The organism is Klebsiella terrigena, assembly GCF_012029655.1.
In the GTDB taxonomy this organism is placed as follows: domain Bacteria; phylum Pseudomonadota; class Gammaproteobacteria; order Enterobacterales; family Enterobacteriaceae; genus Klebsiella; species Klebsiella terrigena.
Map to the genome: position 1 here is coordinate 2,286,258 of NZ_CP050508.1, position 19,913 is coordinate 2,306,170.

Below are 19,913 nucleotides of genomic sequence, written 5' to 3' on the forward strand. Positions count from 1 at the left end.
GGCCCAAATGTGCTGACCTGAAATAGCGGTTGGTTTTATTGGCATCAAGGAGTTGTATGAGTGACTCAACGCTCTCCGGTAATCCTGTTACCCGAAGAACTATTACCAGAAAAAATATCGTTATTGGCCTGCTGTCAGGGCTATTTTTACTGATCGCCTTTTGGTGTCATGGCCGCCCCAGCGCAGAGCTGGGACTTCTCAGCTTTACCCCGCTGGTAGCATTAGCCGTGCTGTCGCTTATTGGCGTGGATATCGTGCTGGCGGTTATTTCATCAATTATTATTGCGATGATCATGACCTCTACCGGGCTGCCGGAAATGGGCACGATGCTGGCGAAATCGACCGGCTCTTTTATTGCCACCGTCGGGCTCATCATTATGCTCGGCGCCGGGGTGGGGGAAGTGGCTACCCGCACCGGCGCGGCGGTAGAGCTGGTGAAATTCGTGGTTCATCGCATCGGGCTGTCCAGCCAGACGCGGGTGAAATTTGGTATTGTCGCCTCCTCGATTCTGATTTGCGGCGCCCTGGGCACCATGGCCGGCGGTAACGCCATTATCGTCGCGGTGATTATTCCCATCGCCGCAGCGGTGCGCCTGACGCCGCCCACGGTGGCCGCGCTGATGATGACCGCCGGTTCCATCGGGCTGTTTACCGGCCCCTTTACCCCGAGTACGGTGACTATTCTTAAGCTCGGAGGCCTGAGCTATCCGGACTATTTACTCTATGTCGGTCTGCCGATGAGCGCCGTCACGCTGCTGGCGGGCTGGGTCATGGCGGGGCGTATTCAGAAGATGACCGAGGGTAAGCTGCGCTATGAGGTTAACCTTGCTGAGCAGCCGCAGGATGAGGATAACCCGACTCTTGTCCGCCGCAGAAAGCTGAGCGCGCTGGCCTTTGCGGCAACGATTATCGTGATGGCGGTGGTGGGCGTGGTCATTAAGGCCGGCTTTAGCTTCGCTATTATTGTGATGCTGCTGGTGGCGCTGATTACCGGCCTGGTCGGGGGGCTGCGGCCAACACAGATCCTGCAGGCGCTGTATCACGGCTGCGGTCGGCTGGTGTGGATGTTCCTGCTGTACTGGCTCTACAACCCGATTCTTGAACTGATGGACGGGCTGCACGCTTACCAGGGGCTGCTGGACTACACCCAGCCGCTGCTCGAAGGGATCTCTCCCGCCTGGCTGTGCTTTAGTATTTTTGCTTTTAATATTATTGGCCATGTCCCCGGCGCGGCGGTAGCGCAGATGACTTTTACCCATAAAATCTTCGGCCCGATGCTGATGGCGGCAGGCGTCCCGCCGCAGGGGACAACCGCCGTGCTGCTGGCATCATCGCAGGTTGACTGGTTCGGCCCCTTCCCGTCGTCGGATATGTTTGGACAGATGGGGCTGGCGCAGTCCACGCATTTGAAATATATGCTCTACAACGGCTGGGCCATCGTTCTGGCTAATATTGTTCTCTTCGCCGTTCTGTTCCAGGTCCTGGTGTAGCAGCTGCGCGAGCGGGCAGCGCGATTCTGCCCGCTCGCGTCCGCCGATATGCGCCATGCGCCGATGTTTTGCTTTTCTCCCCGCAATACCCACCGTAAAATCAAATACATCTCTTTCTTGCATCCCGGTATTTATGCAGACCTTTGCTCAAATTCAACAGCGCCGCAGCCGGCGCTGGCTCGTTGCTTTACTGCTGCTGCTGCTGGCGATGATGGCCGCCAGCCTCTGCGCGGGCGATCTCTGGATCCCGCCGCAGGAGTGGTTCAGCGCCAGGGGGCAGCTCTTCATCTGGCAAATTCGCCTGCCGCGCACCCTGGCGGTGCTGCTGGTGGGCGCCGCTTTAGCGCTCTCCGGAGCGATCATGCAGGCGTTGTTCGAAAACCCGCTGGCGGAGCCGGGGCTGCTGGGGGTCTCTAACGGCGCGGGGGTCGGGCTCATCGCCGCCGTGCTGCTGGGTAAAGGATTCCTTCCTGGCTGGGTGCTGGGGCTGTGCGCCATTGCCGGCGCGCTGGTTATCACCTTTATACTGCTGCGCTTTGCCCGTCGTCATCTGTCAACCAGCCGTCTGCTGTTGGCAGGCGTAGCGCTGGGCATTATCTGCAGCGCGCTGATGACCTGGGCCGTCTATTTTTCCACCTCGTTCGATTTACGTCAGCTGATGTACTGGATGATGGGCGGCTTTGGCGGCGTAGACTGGCAGCAGCTGTGGCTGATGCTGGCACTTCTGCCGGTGCTGGCCTGGGTGGGGCTACAGTCGCAGCCGCTGAATATGCTGGCTTTGGGAGAGGTATCGGCTCGCCAGCTGGGCTTACCGCTGTGGCTGTGGCGTAAGCTGCTGGTGGTCGCCACCGGTTGGCTGGTGGGGGTGAGCGTGGCGCTGGCCGGAGCCATCGGTTTTATTGGCCTGGTGATCCCGCATATCCTGCGGCTATGCGGCTTAAGCGATCATCGCGTTCTGCTGCCGGCCTGCATGCTTGCCGGAGCCAGTGCGCTGTTAGGCGCCGATATCGTCGCCCGCCTGGCGCTGTCGGCGGCGGAGCTACCGATCGGCGTGGTGACCGCGACGCTGGGCGCGCCGGTGTTTATCTGGCTGCTGCTGAAGTCCGTGCACGCGCAATAAGCGTCGAATCCAGACGCATCGGCAGGGCGTCTATCGTCTGCCGATGCGCAGATTAAGTGCTATTACCACCCTTTGATGGCATCACCTTTATAAACTTCCAGCGCTTTGTCGGCGACTTCTTTGGTCTGGAACGCCTCTTTCAGCTCCTGAACTTTTTTGCTGTCTTTATTATCTTCGCGAGACACGATAGCGTTTACGTACGGCGAGTCCTGGCCTTCCATAAACAGGCCATCCCGCGCGGCGGACAGGCCAACCTGCGCCGAGAAGTTGGTGTTAATAATCGACAGGCTAACGTCAGGATCGTCCAGGGTACGCGGCAGCTGCGGGCTGTCCACTTCGACAATTTTCAAATGCTTAGGATTGTCGATAATGTCCAGCGCCGTTGGCAGGTAGCCGACGCCATCTTTCAGCTTGATCAGGCCCTGCGCCTGCAGCAGCAGCAGGCTGCGCCCCAGCGTCGTGGTCTCGTTGGAAATAGACACCGTCGCTCCATCCGGCAGCTCGCTGATATTTTTTATCTTGCGAGAGTAGGCGGCGATAGGGAAAACAAAGGTTTTGCCGACGATGGCAAATTTGTAGCCACGCTCTTTCGACTGCGCTTCGAGGTAGGGCAGCGTCTGGAAGGCGTTAGCGTCGACGTCTTTATTATTTAACGCTTCGTTAGGCAGGACGTAATCATTAAAGGAGATCACCTCGACGTCGAGGTTATATTTGTCCTTGGCAACCTGCTCAACGACTTTCCAGATAGCCTCATCCGGACCGGTATTGATCGCCACCTTGACCTTATTATTATCGTCAGGGGAGCAGGCCGATAACAGCACCACCGATGAGGCAATCAGCACCGAACTCAACAGCTTCTTCATCTATAAAACTCTCTTAAATTAATCATTAACGAAATGCTATTACATCCATTTAACACTGTACACTGAATTGCGCGACGTCCCTATTGAGAGGAATTCATGTTGCCGTATGAGCACGGTACGGTATGCCGGTCAGACGATTCAAAGTACAATGACCGCGCCTCAATCCGCTACAGTAGATAGGGATCACCTGAACCAGAAATCGCTTTTATTCACAGAGGGAAGGCTATGCAACACACTATTCTTGATACCGAAGTTACCACTATCGATGGCGAGAAAACGACGCTTAACGCCTATGCGGGCAAAGCGCTGTTAATCGTTAACGTGGCCTCAAAATGCGGCCTGACGCCGCAGTATGAACAGCTGGAAGCGCTGCAGCAGGAGCTTGAGAACGACGGCTTCACGGTGCTGGGTTTCCCCTGTAACCAGTTCCTTGGACAGGAGCCGGGCAGCGAGGAGGAGATCAAAACCTTCTGTAGCACCACCTATGGCGTGACCTTCCCGCTGTTCAGTAAAGTTGACGTTAACGGCGAACATCGTCATCCGCTCTACCAGAAGCTGGTTGAGGCCGCCCCGCAGGCCGTAGCGCCGGAAGGCAGCGGCTTTTACGAGCGAATGGCAAGCAAAGGCCGCGCGCCGCAGAACGATGGCGATATTTTATGGAATTTCGAAAAGTTCCTGCTGAGCGCCGATGGCCAGACTATCCAGCGCTTCTCGCCCGATATGACGCCGAACGATCCGCTGCTGCTGGCGGCGATTAAAGGAGCTTTAGCGAAATAATGCCGTTTTTGATGCAGCTACAGGACGTAGAAGAGCCGGGGCGGCTGGCAGCGTTTAGCGCCGAGGTTCGACCGGGAGAAATGATCCATATCGTCGGGCCAAACGGGGCCGGGAAGAGCACGCTGCTCATGCGCATGGCCGGCCTGACGACGGGGCCCGGGCGCATCATCTTCAACGAACGGCCGCTAAAGATGTGGCCGGCCTCCGAGCTGGCGCGACATCGCGCTTACCTCAACCAGCATCAGGCGCCGCCCTTCGCGATGCCGGTCTGGCACTACCTGTCGCTGCATCTGCAAAATAACGCGCGGAGCGATCTGCTCGGCGCGGTAGCCGAGAGGCTGGGGCTGAGCGATAAGCTTGGGCGCCAGGTCAATCAGATTTCGGGCGGCGAGTGGCAGCGCGTGCGGCTGGCGGCGGTCATTCTGCAAATCGACCCGCTGGCCAACCCCGCGGGACAGCTGCTGCTGCTCGATGAGCCGATGAACAGCCTCGACGTGGCGCAGCAGGCGGCGCTCGACGGCGTTCTCAGCGAACTGTGCGCGACGGGGATCGCGGTGGTCATGAGCAGTCACGATCTCAACCACACGCTACGGCATGCGCAGCGGGCGTGGCTTATCTGCCGGGGAAAAACGATAGCCTGTGGTTATACCTCAGAGGTATTGACCGAAGAGAATTTAACCGCCGCCTATGCGATTTCTTTCCAGCGGGTGGCGTTTGGCGGTCATTTTATGCTCATCGCGTCACAGTAGCGCGAAGCAAGCTTGCCAGTTCATTGATAAACCAGCTAAATTATCCTGACAATAAGATAAGGAACAGAGGAATCGTCTGAGATGCGTTTGTGGTTCATTCTTTTGACGGCACTATTTCTGGCAGGCTGCAGCAGCCACCGGGCGCCGCCGCCCAATCCCCGGCTTGCGGATTCTATTACCGTCATCGCTAATCTTAACGATCAGCTGCGGAACTGGCGGGGTGCGCCGTATCGCTACGGTGGGATGACGCCGCGCGGGGTGGACTGTTCCGGCTTTGTGGTGAGAACCTTCCGCGATAAGTTTTCCATGCAGCTGCCGCGTGAAACCCGCGAGCAGGCAGAGATCGGCACCCGCATTGATAAAAGCGAACTGCTGCCCGGGGATCTGGTGTTCTTCAAGACCGGCTCCGGCGAGAGCGGTTTGCACGTAGGGATCTACGATACCGATAACCAGTTCATCCATGCTTCGACCAGCAACGGCGTTACGCGCTCGTCGCTGAATAACGTGTACTGGAATAAAAAATTCTGGCAGGCGCGAAGAATATAGCGTCGCGCGCGGTTTGCCGGGTTCACGTCGGTCGGCTGTGAGGTGTTCCGTTCACCGGACGCTTTGCAGGACATGCGGCCCCGGTGCCAGGTGACCGGGTTAAGGGGAAGATAACCCTCTTCCCCTTAACAATCCCCGCGGTCCCGCACGGAAATCGGTGCTGCGCACTGCGCTCACCTCCCGGCCTGCAGCCTGCGGTCGGCTCAACTCGACCTGCTCGCCCGTTCCGGGGCTCGCTCCTGTCTCGATTCGCCTCTTGCCGCCATCCATGGCGGCCAGCCCTTGTCTTGCGGCCTCCGGTTCGCCGATTTCAGCGGGGAGCCAGGGCCCCGCTGCACGATTTTCTATGACTAAACGTTCAGTGTTGCGAAGAGACGGACGGGTGAGGGCAGTAACCTCCGGGTCTCTTAGTTAACAAACAGAGGTACAAACGCGAGACCTCCGGCTTCCTCACTTTATCTTGATAACCCTGCCATTCGCCCGTGTTAATACTTTGTTGAAGGCACTACACTGAAGGCCGGAGGAACCCATGACCCTGTCTTTTACAACCCACTGGCGTGATGAACTGCCAGATTTCTACACCGCCCTGACCCCGACGCCGCTGAGCAACGCGCGGCCGATCTGGCACAACGCACCGTTGGCGCAGACGTTGGGCGTGCCTGAGGCGCTATTTCAGCCGTCAACGGGCGCCGGCGTTTGGGGCGGCGAAACGCTGCTACCCGGCATGTCGCCGCTGGCGCAGGTCTATAGCGGCCATCAGTTCGGCTCCTGGGCCGGGCAGCTGGGCGACGGCCGCGGGATCCTGCTGGGCGAGCAGCAGCTGCCCGATGGTCGGCGAATGGACTGGCACCTGAAGGGCGCCGGGCTCACGCCCTATTCGCGAATGGGCGACGGGCGCGCCGTGCTGCGTTCGACGATCCGCGAAGGCCTGGCATCGGAAGCGATGCACGCTCTGGGCATACCCACCACCCGCGCGCTGTCGATCGTGACCAGCGACACGCCGGTGTATCGTGAAACCGTCGAGCAGGGAGCGATGCTGATGCGTATCGCTGAGAGCCACGTGCGCTTTGGCCACTTCGAGCACTTTTACTATCGCCGGGAGGCGGAAAAGGTGCAGCAGCTGGCTGACTACGTGATTCGTCATCACTGGCCTGAGCTCGACGGAGAGGCGGATAAGTACATTCTGTGGTTCCGTGACGTTGTCGCCAGAACGGCGACGCTTATTGCCAGCTGGCAAACGGTAGGCTTTGCGCATGGGGTAATGAATACCGATAACATGTCGATTCTCGGCCTGACGATGGACTACGGCCCGTACGGGTTCCTTGATGACTTCAAGCCTGATTTCATCTGCAACCATTCGGATTACCAGGGGCGCTATAGCTTTGAGAATCAGCCGGCGGTAGGGCTGTGGAATCTGCAGCGTCTGGCGCAGTCGCTGTCGCCGTTCATCAGCGCCGATGCGCTAAATGCGGCCCTGGATGGCTACCAGCACGCGCTGCTGAGCGCCTACGGCCGCCGCATGCGCGACAAGCTTGGCCTGTTTACCCCGCAGCAGGGCGATAACGATCTGCTGGACGGTCTGTTTGCGCTGATGATACGCGAAGGCAGCGATTACACCCGCACCTTCAGGATGCTGAGCGCCAGCGAGCAGCTCAGCGCCGCCTCGCCGCTGCGCGATGAGTTTATCGATCGCGCCGCCTTTGATAGCTGGTTCGACGGCTACCGTGTGCGCCTGCGTGATGAGCAGATTGATGATGCGCAGCGTCAGCAGCGCATGCGTTCCGTCAACCCGGCGCTGGTGCTACGTAACTGGCTGGCGCAGCGGGCCATCGAGCAGGCGGAACAGGGGAATACCGGCGAGCTGGAGCGGCTGCACGAGGCGCTGTCTCAGCCGTTTATCGACCGGGAAGATGATTACGTCAGCCGCCCGCCGGACTGGGGAAAAGGGCTGGAAGTCAGCTGCTCCAGCTGATACGCCGGTGCAATAGGGTGCCGTGCTCTCCTCGCGTCAGGCGGCGGGGAGGGCTATTTTGTCAGGATCAGCTTGCCAGCATGGGTTTGGCGCAGCAGATAGCGCTGGCCGTCATGCTCGATAACCACCCGACCTTCGGGACCTAGCAGCACCCGGCTGCAAATTTTACGATCCGTGGCGACAGGGTAAGGGGCATTGTCTTTTGTTTTTTCAGCTGTGGCAGTGTTATCCATTCGCGTCATAGCACCAAAAATAAAAATAAAAGTAACAATGATAATCATTATCAGTAATGTTAATTTTCACGGCAAGCGTTTTTTATCAAAGTACTATATTTGGCAGGCTGGCGGTGGGGATATTCAGGCGCGAGGGGGGAGAATTCCCACCGCATGCGCGGTGGGAGAGAGCGGCTACAGCCGAGTGGCGGTTGCCGCAGCCAGTTCAGCCAGCAGGCGCTCGCTGTCTTCCCAGCTCAGGCACGGGTCGGTAATCGACTGACCCCAGGTCAGCGGCTGTCCGGCGACCACTTTCTGCGTGCCTTCCTGCAGGAAGCTTTCCGCCATGATGCCGGCGATAGCCGTCGAACCGTCGCGGATCTGCTGACACACGTTCTCGCACACTTCTAACTGGCGACGATGCTGCTTCTGGCAGTTGCCGTGGCTGAAGTCCACCACCAGCTGCTCCGGCAGATCAAACTCGCGCAGTGCATCGCAGGCGGCGCTAATATCCGCCGCATGATAATTTGGTCGTTTGCCGCCGCGCATAATGATATGCCCGTAAGGGTTGCCGCTGGTCTGATAGATGGTCATCTGACCCTGCTTGTCCGGAGAGAGGAACATGTGGCTGGCGCGGGATGCGCGAATCGCATCAACGGCGATGCGCGTGTTGCCATCGGTCCCGTTTTTGAATCCGACCGGGCAGGAGAGCGCGGAGGCCATCTCGCGGTGGATTTGGCTCTCGGTGGTGCGCGCGCCGATGGCGCCCCAGCTGATCAGATCGGCAATAAACTGTCCGGTCACCATATCGAGGAATTCGGTGGCGGTTGGCACGCCCAGCTCGTTGATCTGCAGCAGCAGGCGACGCGCTACTTCGATACCGTGATTGACCCGATAGCTGCCGTTCAGGTCAGGGTCGGAGATCAAACCCTTCCAGCCGACAACGGTGCGCGGTTTTTCAAAATAGGTGCGCATCACGATTTCCAGCTGCGGCTGGTAGCGCTCGCGCATCGCCTGCAGGCGCTGCGCATACTCCAGCGCGGCCTCGGTGTCGTGAATGGAACATGGGCCAATAACCACCAGCAGGCGGCGATCTTCACCGTTAAGGATCTTTTCAATTCGGCGGCGGGAAGCGGAGACGTGTGCCGCGACATCGGCAGATACGGGATGCCGCTGGGCCAGCTCCGCAGGCGTTACCAGGCTTTCAATGCGCGCGGTACGCAGTTCGTCTGTTTTATTCATTGGGGTCTCAAAAATCTGTTTCTTCCGCGACGAAACTGCCGGGAAGTGATGCGCATCACGATAAACCAATCCCCGCTTATTGCAAGAGCGGGGGATGATCCTGTATAGGCCACGGGTGATAGCATAAAAAAATTTTCAATAATGTACTAGTGTATTAGTACATTCTTCGATTCAGCCCCATGATATCCATGATTTTCGTCGCGATTTCCTCTACCGAATAGTTGGTACTATTCAGGCAGGGAATTTTATTTTTGCGGTACAGGGCCTCCACCTCGGTGACCTCCATTCGACACTGGCGCATCGAAGCATAGCGGCTGTTTTCTCGACGCTCTTCGCGGATCGCCGCCAGGCGCTCCGGATTAATGGTCAGACCGAACAGCTTGTGCTGGAGAGGTTTGAGCGAGGCGGGCAGGATTAAATTATCCATATCGTCGGCGATAAACGGATAGTTGGCGGCGCGGATACCGTACTGCATGGCCAGATACAGGCTGGTCGGTGTTTTGCCGCAGCGTGAGACCCCCAGCAGGATCACCTGCGCCTGATCGAGATTGCGCAGCGAGATGCCATCGTCGTGGGCGAGGGTGTAGTCAATGGCGGCAATACGCGCATCGTACTTGTTCAGGTTACCCGGCGTCAGGCCGTGGGTACGATGAGCGATCGGCGTGGGGTCGAGGCGCAGCTCCTGCTGCAGCGGCGCCACCAGCGCCTGCACGATATCCTGACAGAATCCTTCACTTTGCACGATAATGTCGCGAATTTCGGGGATCACAATGGAGTAAAAGACCAGCGGACGGATACCGCTTTGCTGATAGATCGCGTCGATTTGCTCCTTCACCGCCCGCGCCCGGCTGATGTTCTCCACGAACGGCAGGGTAACGCTGCTGATAGCGACCGGAAACTGCGACATCACTGCGTGCCCCAGCACCTCGGCGGTAATGGCCGTCCCGTCGGAAATATAAAATACGTGGCGATCTACAGCACTTTCCATTTTGACCATCCGGTATAATGAGTTTAATTACCTGAAAGCAGTTATTAAATTTAAGCATATCCGTTTATGTTTTGTCTCACTTTAAAAATGAAACGCTATTTTTATTTTTAATGAAAAGGTAGGTTCATTTTTGCCGGCTGGTTATTTTTTGTCTCTTATTGCAGCAGATTCAAGAAGAATCATTGAGTTAGCTATATCAGGTGAACTGTCCTAAAAAAGAAAAAATAATTTGCTTGAACGATTCACCGTTTTTTTCAGCCGCGTAAATATGTCAGGATAAATCCCGTAGTTGATCGTGAGTTTTTTATCACTGGTATTAAATCACAAAAGGATTGTCTCGATGTCCAACAATGGCTCGTCACCGCTGGTGCTTTGGTATAACCAACTCGGCATGAATGATGTAGACAGAGTTGGGGGCAAAAATGCCTCCCTTGGTGAAATGATCACTAATCTGTCCGGTATGGGTGTTAGCGTACCGAACGGATTTGCCACCACCGCTGATGCCTTCAATCAGTTCCTGGACCAAAGCGGCGTAAACCAGCGCATTTATGAACTGCTGGATAAAACCGACATTGACGACGTTTCCGCATTAGCGAAAGCGGGGGGACAGATCCGTCAGTGGATCATCGATACCCCGTTCCAGAGCGAACTGGAAGACGCGATTCGCGATGCCTATAAGCAGCTGTCCGCCGACAACGCTGAGGCCTCTTTTGCCGTGCGCTCCTCCGCCACGGCTGAAGATATGCCCGATGCCTCCTTCGCCGGGCAGCAAGAGACATTCCTGAACGTGCAGGGCTTCGATGCCGTGCTCGTCGCAGTGAAGCACGTGTTTGCTTCGCTGTTTAACGATCGTGCGATCTCCTATCGCGTGCATCAGGGTTACGATCACCGCGGCGTGGCGCTATCCGCCGGGGTGCAGCGCATGGTCCGCTCCGACCTCGCCTCGTCCGGCGTCATGTTCTCCATCGATACCGAATCCGGTTTCGACCAGGTGGTGTTTATCACCTCTGCCTGGGGCCTGGGGGAAATGGTGGTGCAGGGCGCGGTCAACCCGGATGAGTTCTACGTCCATAAGCCAACGCTGGAAGCTGGTCGTCCTGCTATCGTGCGCAGAACCATGGGATCGAAAAAAATCCGCATGATTTATGCGCCGACCCAGGAGCATGGCAAGCAGGTGCGTATTGAGGATGTGCCGCAGGCGCAGCGCGATATTTTCTCGTTGACCGACGAGGAAGTGCAGGAGCTGGCGAAACAGGCGGTGCAGATCGAGAAGCACTACGGGCGTCCGATGGATATCGAGTGGGCGAAAGATGGCCATACCGGCGAGCTGTTTATCGTCCAGGCCCGTCCGGAAACCGTGCGCTCGCGCGGCCAGGTCATGGAGCGCTATACGCTGCATGCCCAGGGGCAGATTGTCGCCGAAGGGCGTGCCATCGGTCACCGCATTGGCGCGGGTCCGGTGAAGGTTATCCATGATATCAGCGAGATGAACCGCATCGAGCCGGGCGACGTCCTGGTTACCGACATGACCGACCCGGACTGGGAACCGATCATGAAGAAAGCGGCGGCCATCGTGACCAACCGCGGCGGGCGTACCTGCCACGCGGCGATTATCGCCCGTGAGCTGGGGATCCCGGCAGTGGTGGGCTGCGGCGACGCCACCGATCGCATCCAGGAAAACCAGAACGTGACCGTTTCCTGTGCGGAAGGCGATACCGGCTACGTCTATGCTGAGCTGCTGGACTTCAGTATCAAGAGCTCCAGCGTGGGCGAAATGCCCGACCTGCCGCTGAAAATTATGATGAACGTCGGTAACCCCGACCGGGCATTTGACTTCGCCTGCCTGCCAAACGAAGGCGTAGGTCTGGCGCGCCTGGAGTTCATCATCAACCGGATGATTGGCGTTCACCCGCGCGCGCTGCTGGAGTTCGATGACCAGGAGCCTGGCCTGCAGAACGAAATCCGCGAGCTGATGAAAGGCTACGATTCACCGAGAGAGTTCTACGTCGGTCGCCTGACGGAAGGGATCGCCACCCTGGGGGCGGCATTCTATCCGAAACGCGTTATCGTGCGCCTGTCCGACTTCAAATCTAACGAATACGCCAACCTGGTGGGCGGCGAGCGCTATGAGCCGGAAGAAGAGAACCCAATGCTCGGCTTCCGCGGCGCCGGCCGCTACGTTTCCGACAGCTTCCGCGACTGTTTTGCGCTGGAGTGCGATGCGGTTAAGCGCGTGCGTAACGACATGGGGCTGAGCAACGTCGAGATCATGGTGCCGTTCGTCCGTACCGTCGCCCAGGCGAAAGCGGTAGTGGAAGAGCTGGAGCGTCAGGGCCTGAAGCGCGGCGAGAACGGCCTCAAAATCATCATGATGTGTGAAATTCCATCCAATGCCCTGCTGGCGGAACAGTTCCTTGAGTACTTTGACGGCTTCTCTATCGGTTCGAACGATATGACGCAGCTGGCACTGGGCCTGGATCGCGACTCTGGCGTTGTTTCTGAGCTGTTTGACGAACGTAACGACGCGGTGAAAGCGCTGCTGTCGATGGCGATTCGCGCGGCGAAGAAGCAGGGTAAATATGTCGGTATTTGCGGGCAGGGCCCGTCCGACCACGAGGACTTTGCTGCCTGGCTGATGGAAGAGGGGATTGACAGTCTGTCCCTGAACCCGGACACCGTGGTGCAAACCTGGCTTGGTCTGGCTGAGCTCAACAAATAACGCACCTTTGCCCATGCCAACCCCGCCGCTAATGGCGGGGTTTTTTATTTTAATAGCCTCCTGGTCAGGTATTTTGCGGTCAGGCATATAGAGCGAAAAATATCCTAAGCAGCAGAGGCTTTTGTTATTCATAAAGCCAGTGACCTGCTTTGGCAGACTTAACGATCATTTCCACCGTAAGTGGTTTAAGTTCTCTTTCAAGCGGGGCGTTTTGCCAGAATGGATACTCATATTCAAAATAGTTCGTCCCGTCAAAGCCGGAGTGTTCAATATTGAAGTGTTCAAATACGTCCAACAGAAAATCATGTGCATCTTCGGGTGAAAATTTGAAATCGTCCTGAAGCGTCCATTCTTTTGTCACCTGTTTCAAGCCCGGTTTTAACCAGTGTCGCCTTACAGGATAGTTATCCATTAAATATTGTATAACTTCTGATTCAAAATCTTTCATTAGAAGTCAGCCCATAATATACGGTCTGAAGGTCTGGCAATCTGGTTATATTTATCTCGAGTACGCCTGGCTGTCACTGTAACTGCCACAATCAACTGAGTATAACCAATGAACGGTACCCAGCGACCGATGAACGTTGCTAGTTTAGGCGTTGAAACCATCTTAAGTTTAGAGAGCTTACCCATAGGTGCTGAGAATTTTAATCCATTAGGGAAACGAGCATCTTTCAAGAGCCTCCTGCTTAGTATTGACGCAATACTGGTACCTGATGTGTTTGTTTCTGCTGATAGCTTACCTGTGACAGGAATTATTGGCTGACCAATCACAACCATTGTTGCCGCCTCCGTTGTTATCCCTAAAGTATCTGCTAACTGCTCGATAAAGATTAGGTTAAACAGTTCTATGGGCGTTACGTTAGTGTGACCGTGATAGAAGTAGGTTCCGCTAAGTTCTTCTGTAGTATCCATGCAGTCGCCCGTTTAAGTTAAGCTGTCTGACGCTCGTTCCATGCGTCTGTGTACCTGATATTGCCATCACAGTGCGTCCATGTGATTTTCTCGTAACGTAACTCTACTGACTCAACGTGATTACTATTGGGATCTTGTGGTGAGGCCATAGTTGGAGATATTGACACAATTCGAACGCATTCAAGGAACATATTGAAATACTCCACTTCCTGACCTGCGTCATTAATCCTGTACCATTTAATCTCTGCCGAGACTAAATTTTGTCCTGATGCTACGGCCTTGTAGAGGTATGGACTGGAGTAGTCAAACTCTTTAACTATCATCATGGATGAATGTTGCCGCGTTCCCGTGGGCTTACCAGTGGTATTATCCGTGGGGATAGAAAGATTATGATGAAATCCTTTTATCTCGATACTAAATTCACGACCGCGAATGTCTACTCCACCTTTAATAATTGCGTCACCATCATCTCTTAACCATAAATAAGCAGGGATCGTCATTTTCTCAAATCTCCTTAATGAATGAGTGGATAATAAATCACGGAATCGAGAAGGAACTCAAGACTTCTATGTTGATGAGTGTCTGAAATGTACGCATTGATAAAAGAGAGAGTGAATGATATTTATTATGAATATATTAATTTGATAATTGATTGCCACTAGTATATTTCAATGCAATCAGTGATATTAGTTATCTACGCGCTCAGTGTCTGGTCTGCCTGATATCTCTATGAACGCGGTTATTGAAACCAAACATCAATCTATCTGGGTTGACGTTAATCATCGGAAAGTCCAGTAACTATTGTGTTAATAATCGCTTTACGTTCCTTGTGGAACCCTCGGAGCTATGTCTGAGCATCGTTCTGATTTGCCAGAACATCCTGCAACATCGCCTTGTCGAGGCTGAGATCGGCAACCGGCCTCTTCAGCCTGAGATTTTTCTCTTCCAGCTGCCATATATGTTTGAGTTCAGAAGGGGAAATCCCATCGTATTTTTTATGTCACGTGTAAAACGTGGCACCAGAGAGGCCGCAGCTTGCGCCTGACATCCGGTAAGGACGACACTGCCAGGTAGTCGGTTTCAGGCAAAAAAATGCCCATCGTGGGAGATGGGCAAAGACTACACACAGCAATTCGTTGTTTCACTCAGGGGATTTCCATGCTTATAAATCAAGATGTTGATTTATAACCGTGCTCATATAGTAGACACGGGGACTTTTTGCGTCGATCGGATTCCTCTCAATAGTTAAATTGAAGTGAAGAATATGCGTGGGGTATGTAGCGAAAGGTACGGTGAGGGCGTCAGGCAGGCATGAATGTATAAGATTTATTTATGTTTAAGGCGGGTTTCCCCGCCTTGATATGCGCTGTCAGGGCTTACTTGTCGCTTCTGATATTGCCGGCATTAAGCTCGGTGAGCTCGGCCAGCACCTGCTCGGGGTCTTTCGGCGGCGGCGGAACTTCGTGCACCCAGGCGTCGTACAGTCGCCATGACACGGCGAGCAGGACCGGGCCGATAAACAGGCCAATCATGCCAAAGGCAATCAGGCCGCCGATAACGCCGGAGAGGATCAGGATCATCGGCAGATCGGCACCCATGCGAATAAGCATCGGACGAATGACGTTATCCATTGTTCCCACCACGCAGCTCCACACCAGCAGCACGGTGCCCCAGGTGGTATCGCCGCTGTAGTACAGCCAGATAATGGACGGGATGAGCACGATCAACGGCCCCAGCTGAACGAGGCAGGTGAAGATCATCACCACCGTCAGCAGCGCGGCGTAAGGCACGCCGGTGACCGCCAGGCCGATGCCGCCCAGTACCGCCTGAGTCAGGGCGGTAACCACCACCCCCAGCGCCACGGCGCGAATGGCCTGTCCTGCCAGCAGTACCGCGGCGTCACCGCGCTTGGCCGCCAGGCGGGTGGCGAAATAGCGGAAGCCATAGGCCACCTTTTCACCCTGCCAGTAGAGCAGGGCGCTGAACAGCAGCATCAGCCCGCAGTAGACCAGCAGTTTGCCAATGTGCGCCGCCTGTCCCACAAACCAGGTGGTGGTGGTGCCGATATAGGGCCGAATTTTGGCCATGATCGCCGCGCCCCCCATATCCAGCAGGCCATGCCATGCGGAGTAGAGCTTGCCGCCGATCAGCGGGATGCTGTTCAGCCAGGCAAAATCCGGCAGGCTCACGCTACCGGTGGTAAACATTTTAATCAGCGGCGCGCTGTTATCGACCAGGCTGTTGACCAGCAGCGCGATCGGGATAACGAACAGCAGGAATAACAGCACGGTCATGACCAGCACCGCGAGGGCGCGTTTGCCAAGCAGCAGCCGCTGCAGGCGGAGAAGTACCGGCCAGGTGGCAATGACCACGGTGCCTGCCCAGGCAAATGACAGAATAAAGGGCTGTACGACCCACAGGCAGGAAACAATAATCAGGGACAAAAACAGCACCGATAGCAGAACCTGCGGTATATCCCGGGGCTGACGATCGTTAATCATAGAGAAATTTTACCTTTCCAGTGGCGCCAAAAGGCTGACGCAGCGTAATTCCATATACGGATAATAATACCAATAATTTCGCGAGCCTGATTCTGCACATAAATCTGGTGGGCGCATATGAAAAAAATGTGATAAAAAGTTGACTGCACTACGCAATCGTTTAGTTACCCACACACAAAATCATCCAGGATACCTCGAACCGGCAGGTGAAAGCTCGCGACGTTTGCCTAAGTCAACGTTCGGCGCAGCAAAAGCGGCTGAGGAAAGCGCTCCGAAGGATGAAGTTTTTACAACACAACATAGTCAGGCAGGGTCAAGCGTTATGATCCCACAAATTTCTCAAGCACCAGGCGTCGTTCAGCTGGTATTGAATTTTTTGCAGGTACTGGAGCAACAAGGTTTTACCGGCGATACCGCCACCAGCTATGCCGACAGGCTGACGATGGCGACGGATAACAGCATCTATCAGCTGCTGCCGGACGCGATTTTATTCCCCCGCTCTACGGCGGACGTCGCGCTGCTGGCGAGAGTGGCGGCGGATGAGCGTTTTAAAACGCTGGTCTTTACGCCACGCGGCGGCGGCACCGGCACCAACGGCCAGTCGCTGAACGCGGGAATAGTCGTTGATATGTCTCGCTATATGAACCGCATTATCGAAATTAACCCGGAAGAAGGCTGGGTTAGGGTCGAAGCCGGGGTCATCAAAGATCAGCTCAACCAATATCTTAAGCCGTACGGCTACTTTTTCGCGCCGGAGCTGTCAACCAGCAACCGCGCCACCCTCGGCGGAATGATCAATACCGATGCCTCCGGCCAGGGGTCGCTGGTGTACGGTAAAACCTCCGATCACGTGCTGGGCGTGCGCTCGGTGCTGATGGGGGGCGATATTCTGGATACCCAGGCCATTCCCGCAGCCCTGGCAGAAACCCTGGCAAACGAGCAGTCGGCAATCGGGCGCATTTACCGCACCGTCTACCAGCGCTGCAAAGCGCAGCGCCAGCTGATTATCGATAAATTCCCCAAACTTAACCGCTTCCTGACCGGCTACGATCTGCGCCACGTCTTTAATGACGATCTCAGCGAATTCGACCTGACGCGGGTATTAACCGGTTCGGAAGGGACGCTGGCGTTTATTACCGAAGCGCGTCTCGACATCACCCGACTGCCGAAGGTACGTCGGCTGGTGAACGTTAAGTATGATTCGTTTGACTCGGCGCTGCGCAATGCGCCGTTTATGGTGGCGGCCAACGCGCTGTCGGTGGAAACCGTCGACTCGAAGGTGCTCAACCTCGCGCGCGAGGATATCGTCTGGCACTCCGTCAGCGAACTGATCGCCGACGTGCCGGATAAAGAGATGCTGGGGCTGAACATCGTCGAGTTTTCCGGCGATGACGTCGAGCTGATCGACGGCCAGGTGTCTTCGCTGTGTCAGCGCCTGGATCGGCTGATCGCGCAGGGCGAAGCCGGCGTCATCGGCTGGCAGGTATGCGGCGAGCTGGACGGCGTTGAGCGTATCTATGCGATGCGTAAAAAGGCGGTAGGGCTGCTGGGTAACGCGAAGGGCGCGGCTAAACCGATTCCCTTTGCCGAAGATACCTGCGTGCCGCCGGAGCATCTGGCGGATTACATCGTCGAGTTTCGCGCGCTGCTGGACGCCCACGGCCTGAGCTACGGCATGTTTGGTCACGTTGATGCCGGGGTGCTGCACGTGCGCCCGGCGCTGGACATGTGCGATCCTCAGCAGGAAGTGCTGATGAAGCGGATCTCCGATCAAGTGGTCGCCCTGACGGCCAAATACGGCGGCCTGCTGTGGGGTGAGCACGGGAAGGGGTTCCGCGCCGAGTACAGCCCGGCGTTCTTTGGCGACGAGCTCTACGGCGAGCTGCGGAAAGTGAAGGCGGCATTTGACCCGGATAACCGCCTTAACCCGGGTAAAATTTGCCCGCCGGAAGGCGTCGATGCGCCGATGATGAAGGTGGACGCGGTGAAACGCGGCACCTTCGATCGCCAGATCCCTATCGCCGTACGCAGCTCATGGCGCGGGGCGATGGAGTGTAACGGCAACGGCCTGTGCTTTAACTTTGATGTTAAAAGCCCGATGTGCCCGTCGATGAAGGTGAGCAATCATCGTATCCATTCGCCAAAAGGCCGGGCAACGCTGGTGCGCGAGTGGCTGCGTCTGCTGGCCGATCGGGGTATCGATCCCAACCAGCTGGAGAGCCAGCTGACGGAGAAACGCGCCAGCCTGCGCGAGCTTATCGAGCGTACCCGCAACAGCTGGCACGCGCGCAAGGGCGAGTATGACTTCTCCCATGAGGTCAAAGAGGCGATGTCCGGCTGCCTGGCCTGTAAAGCCTGCTCTACCCAGTGTCCGATTAAAATCGACGTTCCGGAGTTCCGCTCGCGCTTCCTGCAGCTTTACCACAGCCGCTATCTGCGCCCGGTGCGCGACCATCTGGTGGCGACGGTGGAATCCTACGCGCCGCTGATGGCGCAGGCGCCGAAAACCTTTAACTTCTTTATTAACCAGCCGTGGATGCGCAAGCTGTCGGAGAAGCACATCGGGATGGTGGATTTACCGCTGCTCTCTACACCGTCGCTGAAGCAGCAAATGGTCGGCCACCGTTCGGCGAATATGACGCTGGAGCAGCTTGAAACGCTGAGCGCCGAGCAAAAGGCCAAAATGGTGCTGGTGGTGCAGGATCCGTTCACCAGCTACTACGATGCGCAGGTGGTGGCTGATTTTATCCGGTTGGTGGAAAAGGTCGGCTATCAGCCAGTGCTGCTGCCGTTCTCACCAAACGGCAAGGCGCAGCATATTAAAGGCTTCCTGTCGCGTTTCGCCCGTACGGCGCAGAAAACGGCGGACTTCCTCAACCGGATGGCGCAGCTCGAGATCCCGATGGTTGGCGTCGATCCGGCCCTGGTGCTGTGCTATCGCGATGAATACAACCAGACGCTGGGCGATAAGCGCGGCGACTTCCGCGTGATGCTGGTGCATGAATGGCTGCCGCAGGCGCTGCCTGAAAACGCGGTGCAGGATAACGGTGGCGAGGCGTGGTATCTGTTTGGCCACTGCACGGAGGTCACGGCGCTCCCGGCGGCGCCGAAACAGTGGGCCGAAATTTTTGCGCGCTTTGGCGCGAAGCTGGAAAACGTCAGCGTGGGCTGCTGTGGCATGGCCGGAACCTACGGCCATGAGGTTAAAAACCATGCCAACTCGCTGGCGATTTACGCGCTTTCCTGGCAACAGGCGATTCAGCGTTTGCCGCGCAACCGCTGTCTGGTGACCGGTTACTCCTGTCGTAGTCAGGTTAAGCGTATTGAAGGCAGCGGCGTACGTCACCCGCTGCAGGCGCTGCTGGAGATTATTGGATGATTTGGAAACGTCAGACCACGCTGGAACAGCTCAACGGTATGGGCGAGGGCAATATGGTGGGTCTGCTGGATATCCGCTTTGATGTGTTTACCGATGACACCATTGAGGCCACGATGCCGGTAGACAGCCGAACCCATCAGCCGTTCGGCCTGCTGCACGGCGGCGCGTCGGTGGTGCTGGCAGAAACGCTGGGTTCGGTTGCCGGCTATTTATGCAGCGAGGGCGAGCAAAAGGTGGTGGGGCTTGAGGTTAACGCTAACCATATCCGTTCGGTCCGCGGTGGTCGGGTGCGTGGCGTCTGCAAAGCGCTGCACGTCGGGTCTCGCCATCAGGTGTGGCAGATTGAAATATCCGACGAGCAGGGGCGTCTGTGCTGCTCGTCGCGGCTGACGACGGCGGTGGTTTAAGAGCGCGCTCGCCGCCTGAGGTGATATATGGGG

17 protein-coding genes, 1 other RNA gene and 1 pseudogene are annotated in these 19,913 nt (G+C 56.4%); 9 read left to right on the forward strand and 10 right to left on the reverse strand.

Translation table 11 applies throughout. The features are described from left to right. Positions 1-56 precede the first annotated feature (56 nt). Both HCK03_RS10745 and btuC read left to right on the forward strand, forming a co-directional pair. Complete coding sequence (locus HCK03_RS10745; protein ID WP_123551557.1) at positions 57-1,490, forward strand: gluconate:proton symporter; 1,434 nt, start codon at positions 57-59, stop codon at positions 1,488-1,490. A gap of 133 nt (positions 1,491-1,623) precedes the next feature. Then, positions 1,624-2,610, forward strand: a complete 987-nt coding sequence (gene btuC / locus HCK03_RS10750; protein WP_041146048.1) for a vitamin B12 ABC transporter permease BtuC — start codon at positions 1,624-1,626, stop codon at positions 2,608-2,610. A 62-nt stretch (positions 2,611-2,672) separates the two neighbouring features. Here btuC and HCK03_RS10755 read toward each other — a convergent pair whose 3' ends face one another. Further along, complete coding sequence (locus tag HCK03_RS10755) at positions 2,673-3,473, reverse strand: MetQ/NlpA family ABC transporter substrate-binding protein (protein ID WP_041146047.1); 801 nt, start codon at positions 3,471-3,473, stop codon at positions 2,673-2,675. A 225-nt stretch (positions 3,474-3,698) separates the two neighbouring features. On the opposite strand from HCK03_RS10755, the gene HCK03_RS10760 reads away from it, so the two are divergent. The 4 genes from HCK03_RS10760 (at position 3,699) to selO (ending at position 7,517) form a co-directional block, all read left to right on the forward strand. After that, the gene (locus HCK03_RS10760; protein ID WP_135184377.1) at positions 3,699-4,250 is read left to right on the forward strand and encodes a glutathione peroxidase; all 552 of its coding nucleotides are present in this window, start codon (positions 3,699-3,701) and stop codon (positions 4,248-4,250) included. Continuing rightward, positions 4,250-4,999: a vitamin B12 ABC transporter ATP-binding protein BtuD gene (btuD, locus tag HCK03_RS10765; protein WP_041146045.1), complete on the forward strand. Its 750-nt coding sequence runs from the start codon at positions 4,250-4,252 to the stop codon at positions 4,997-4,999. Before HCK03_RS10760 ends, btuD begins: the two co-directional genes overlap by 1 nt. A gap of 81 nt (positions 5,000-5,080) precedes the next feature. Then, positions 5,081-5,545, forward strand: a complete 465-nt coding sequence (locus HCK03_RS10770) for an NlpC/P60 family protein (RefSeq protein WP_041146044.1) — start codon at positions 5,081-5,083, stop codon at positions 5,543-5,545. Positions 5,546-6,074: 529 nt separating this feature from the next. Further along, positions 6,075-7,517 (forward strand): protein adenylyltransferase SelO, encoded by a 1,443-nt coding sequence (gene selO / locus HCK03_RS10775; protein ID WP_167691545.1) that lies wholly within the window; start codon positions 6,075-6,077, stop codon positions 7,515-7,517. Between the two features lie 53 nt (positions 7,518-7,570). Here the strand turns inward: selO and hemP are convergent, their stop codons facing one another. The 3 genes from hemP to ppsR all read right to left on the reverse strand — a co-directional run bounded on the left by hemP (position 7,571) and on the right by ppsR (position 9,959). Beyond that, positions 7,571-7,750, reverse strand: coding sequence for a hemin uptake protein HemP (hemP, locus tag HCK03_RS10780; protein ID WP_161795705.1), 180 nt, complete (start codon positions 7,748-7,750; stop codon positions 7,571-7,573). Positions 7,751-7,924: 174 nt separating this feature from the next. Then, positions 7,925-8,971 (reverse strand): 3-deoxy-7-phosphoheptulonate synthase AroH, encoded by a 1,047-nt coding sequence (gene aroH / locus HCK03_RS10785; RefSeq protein ID WP_041146041.1) that lies wholly within the window; start codon positions 8,969-8,971, stop codon positions 7,925-7,927. 154 nt (positions 8,972-9,125) lie between these two features. Then, a complete protein-coding gene (gene ppsR / locus HCK03_RS10790) occupies positions 9,126-9,959 on the reverse strand; it encodes a posphoenolpyruvate synthetase regulatory kinase/phosphorylase PpsR (RefSeq protein WP_041147670.1) in 834 nt (277 codons plus the stop codon). A gap of 340 nt (positions 9,960-10,299) precedes the next feature. On the opposite strand from ppsR, the gene ppsA reads away from it, so the two are divergent. Further along, entirely contained in the window at positions 10,300-12,678 is a 2,379-nt protein-coding gene (gene ppsA, locus HCK03_RS10795; RefSeq protein WP_076947636.1) for a phosphoenolpyruvate synthase, read from the forward strand. Between the two features lie 124 nt (positions 12,679-12,802). Here ppsA and HCK03_RS10800 read toward each other — a convergent pair whose 3' ends face one another. The 6 genes and pseudogenes from HCK03_RS10800 to ydiK all read right to left on the reverse strand — a co-directional run bounded on the left by HCK03_RS10800 (position 12,803) and on the right by ydiK (position 16,094). After that, the gene (locus HCK03_RS10800; RefSeq protein ID WP_167691546.1) at positions 12,803-13,126 is read right to left on the reverse strand and encodes a DUF1493 family protein; all 324 of its coding nucleotides are present in this window, start codon (positions 13,124-13,126) and stop codon (positions 12,803-12,805) included. Then, the gene (locus HCK03_RS10805) at positions 13,126-13,593 is read right to left on the reverse strand and encodes an STM2901 family protein (RefSeq protein WP_167691547.1); all 468 of its coding nucleotides are present in this window, start codon (positions 13,591-13,593) and stop codon (positions 13,126-13,128) included. Before HCK03_RS10805 ends, HCK03_RS10800 begins: the two co-directional genes overlap by 1 nt. 17 nt (positions 13,594-13,610) lie before the next feature. Continuing rightward, positions 13,611-14,093 (reverse strand): Hcp family type VI secretion system effector, encoded by a 483-nt coding sequence (locus tag HCK03_RS10810; protein WP_128877951.1) that lies wholly within the window; start codon positions 14,091-14,093, stop codon positions 13,611-13,613. 371 nt (positions 14,094-14,464) lie between these two features. Then, positions 14,465-14,623 (reverse strand): annotated as a pseudogene (locus tag HCK03_RS26295) (IS3 family transposase); the annotation flags it as partial. A 54-nt stretch (positions 14,624-14,677) separates the two neighbouring features. After that, positions 14,678-14,785: antisense sRNA RprA (gene rprA / locus HCK03_RS10815), an RNA gene on the reverse strand. Between the two features lie 184 nt (positions 14,786-14,969). Next, positions 14,970-16,094: an AI-2E family transporter YdiK gene (ydiK, locus tag HCK03_RS10820; protein ID WP_041146037.1), complete on the reverse strand. Its 1,125-nt coding sequence runs from the start codon at positions 16,092-16,094 to the stop codon at positions 14,970-14,972. 322 nt (positions 16,095-16,416) lie between these two features. Between ydiK and ydiJ the strand changes: the two genes are divergently transcribed. Continuing rightward, positions 16,417-19,473, forward strand: coding sequence for a D-2-hydroxyglutarate dehydrogenase YdiJ (gene ydiJ / locus HCK03_RS10825; RefSeq protein ID WP_167691548.1), 3,057 nt, complete (start codon positions 16,417-16,419; stop codon positions 19,471-19,473). Beyond that, positions 19,470-19,880 carry a 1,4-dihydroxy-2-naphthoyl-CoA hydrolase gene (menI, locus tag HCK03_RS10830; protein WP_041146035.1) on the forward strand — a complete coding sequence of 137 codons (411 nt, stop codon included), beginning with the start codon at positions 19,470-19,472 and terminating at the stop codon, positions 19,878-19,880. Before ydiJ ends, menI begins: the two co-directional genes overlap by 4 nt. The last annotated feature ends 33 nt before the right edge of the window (positions 19,881-19,913 follow it).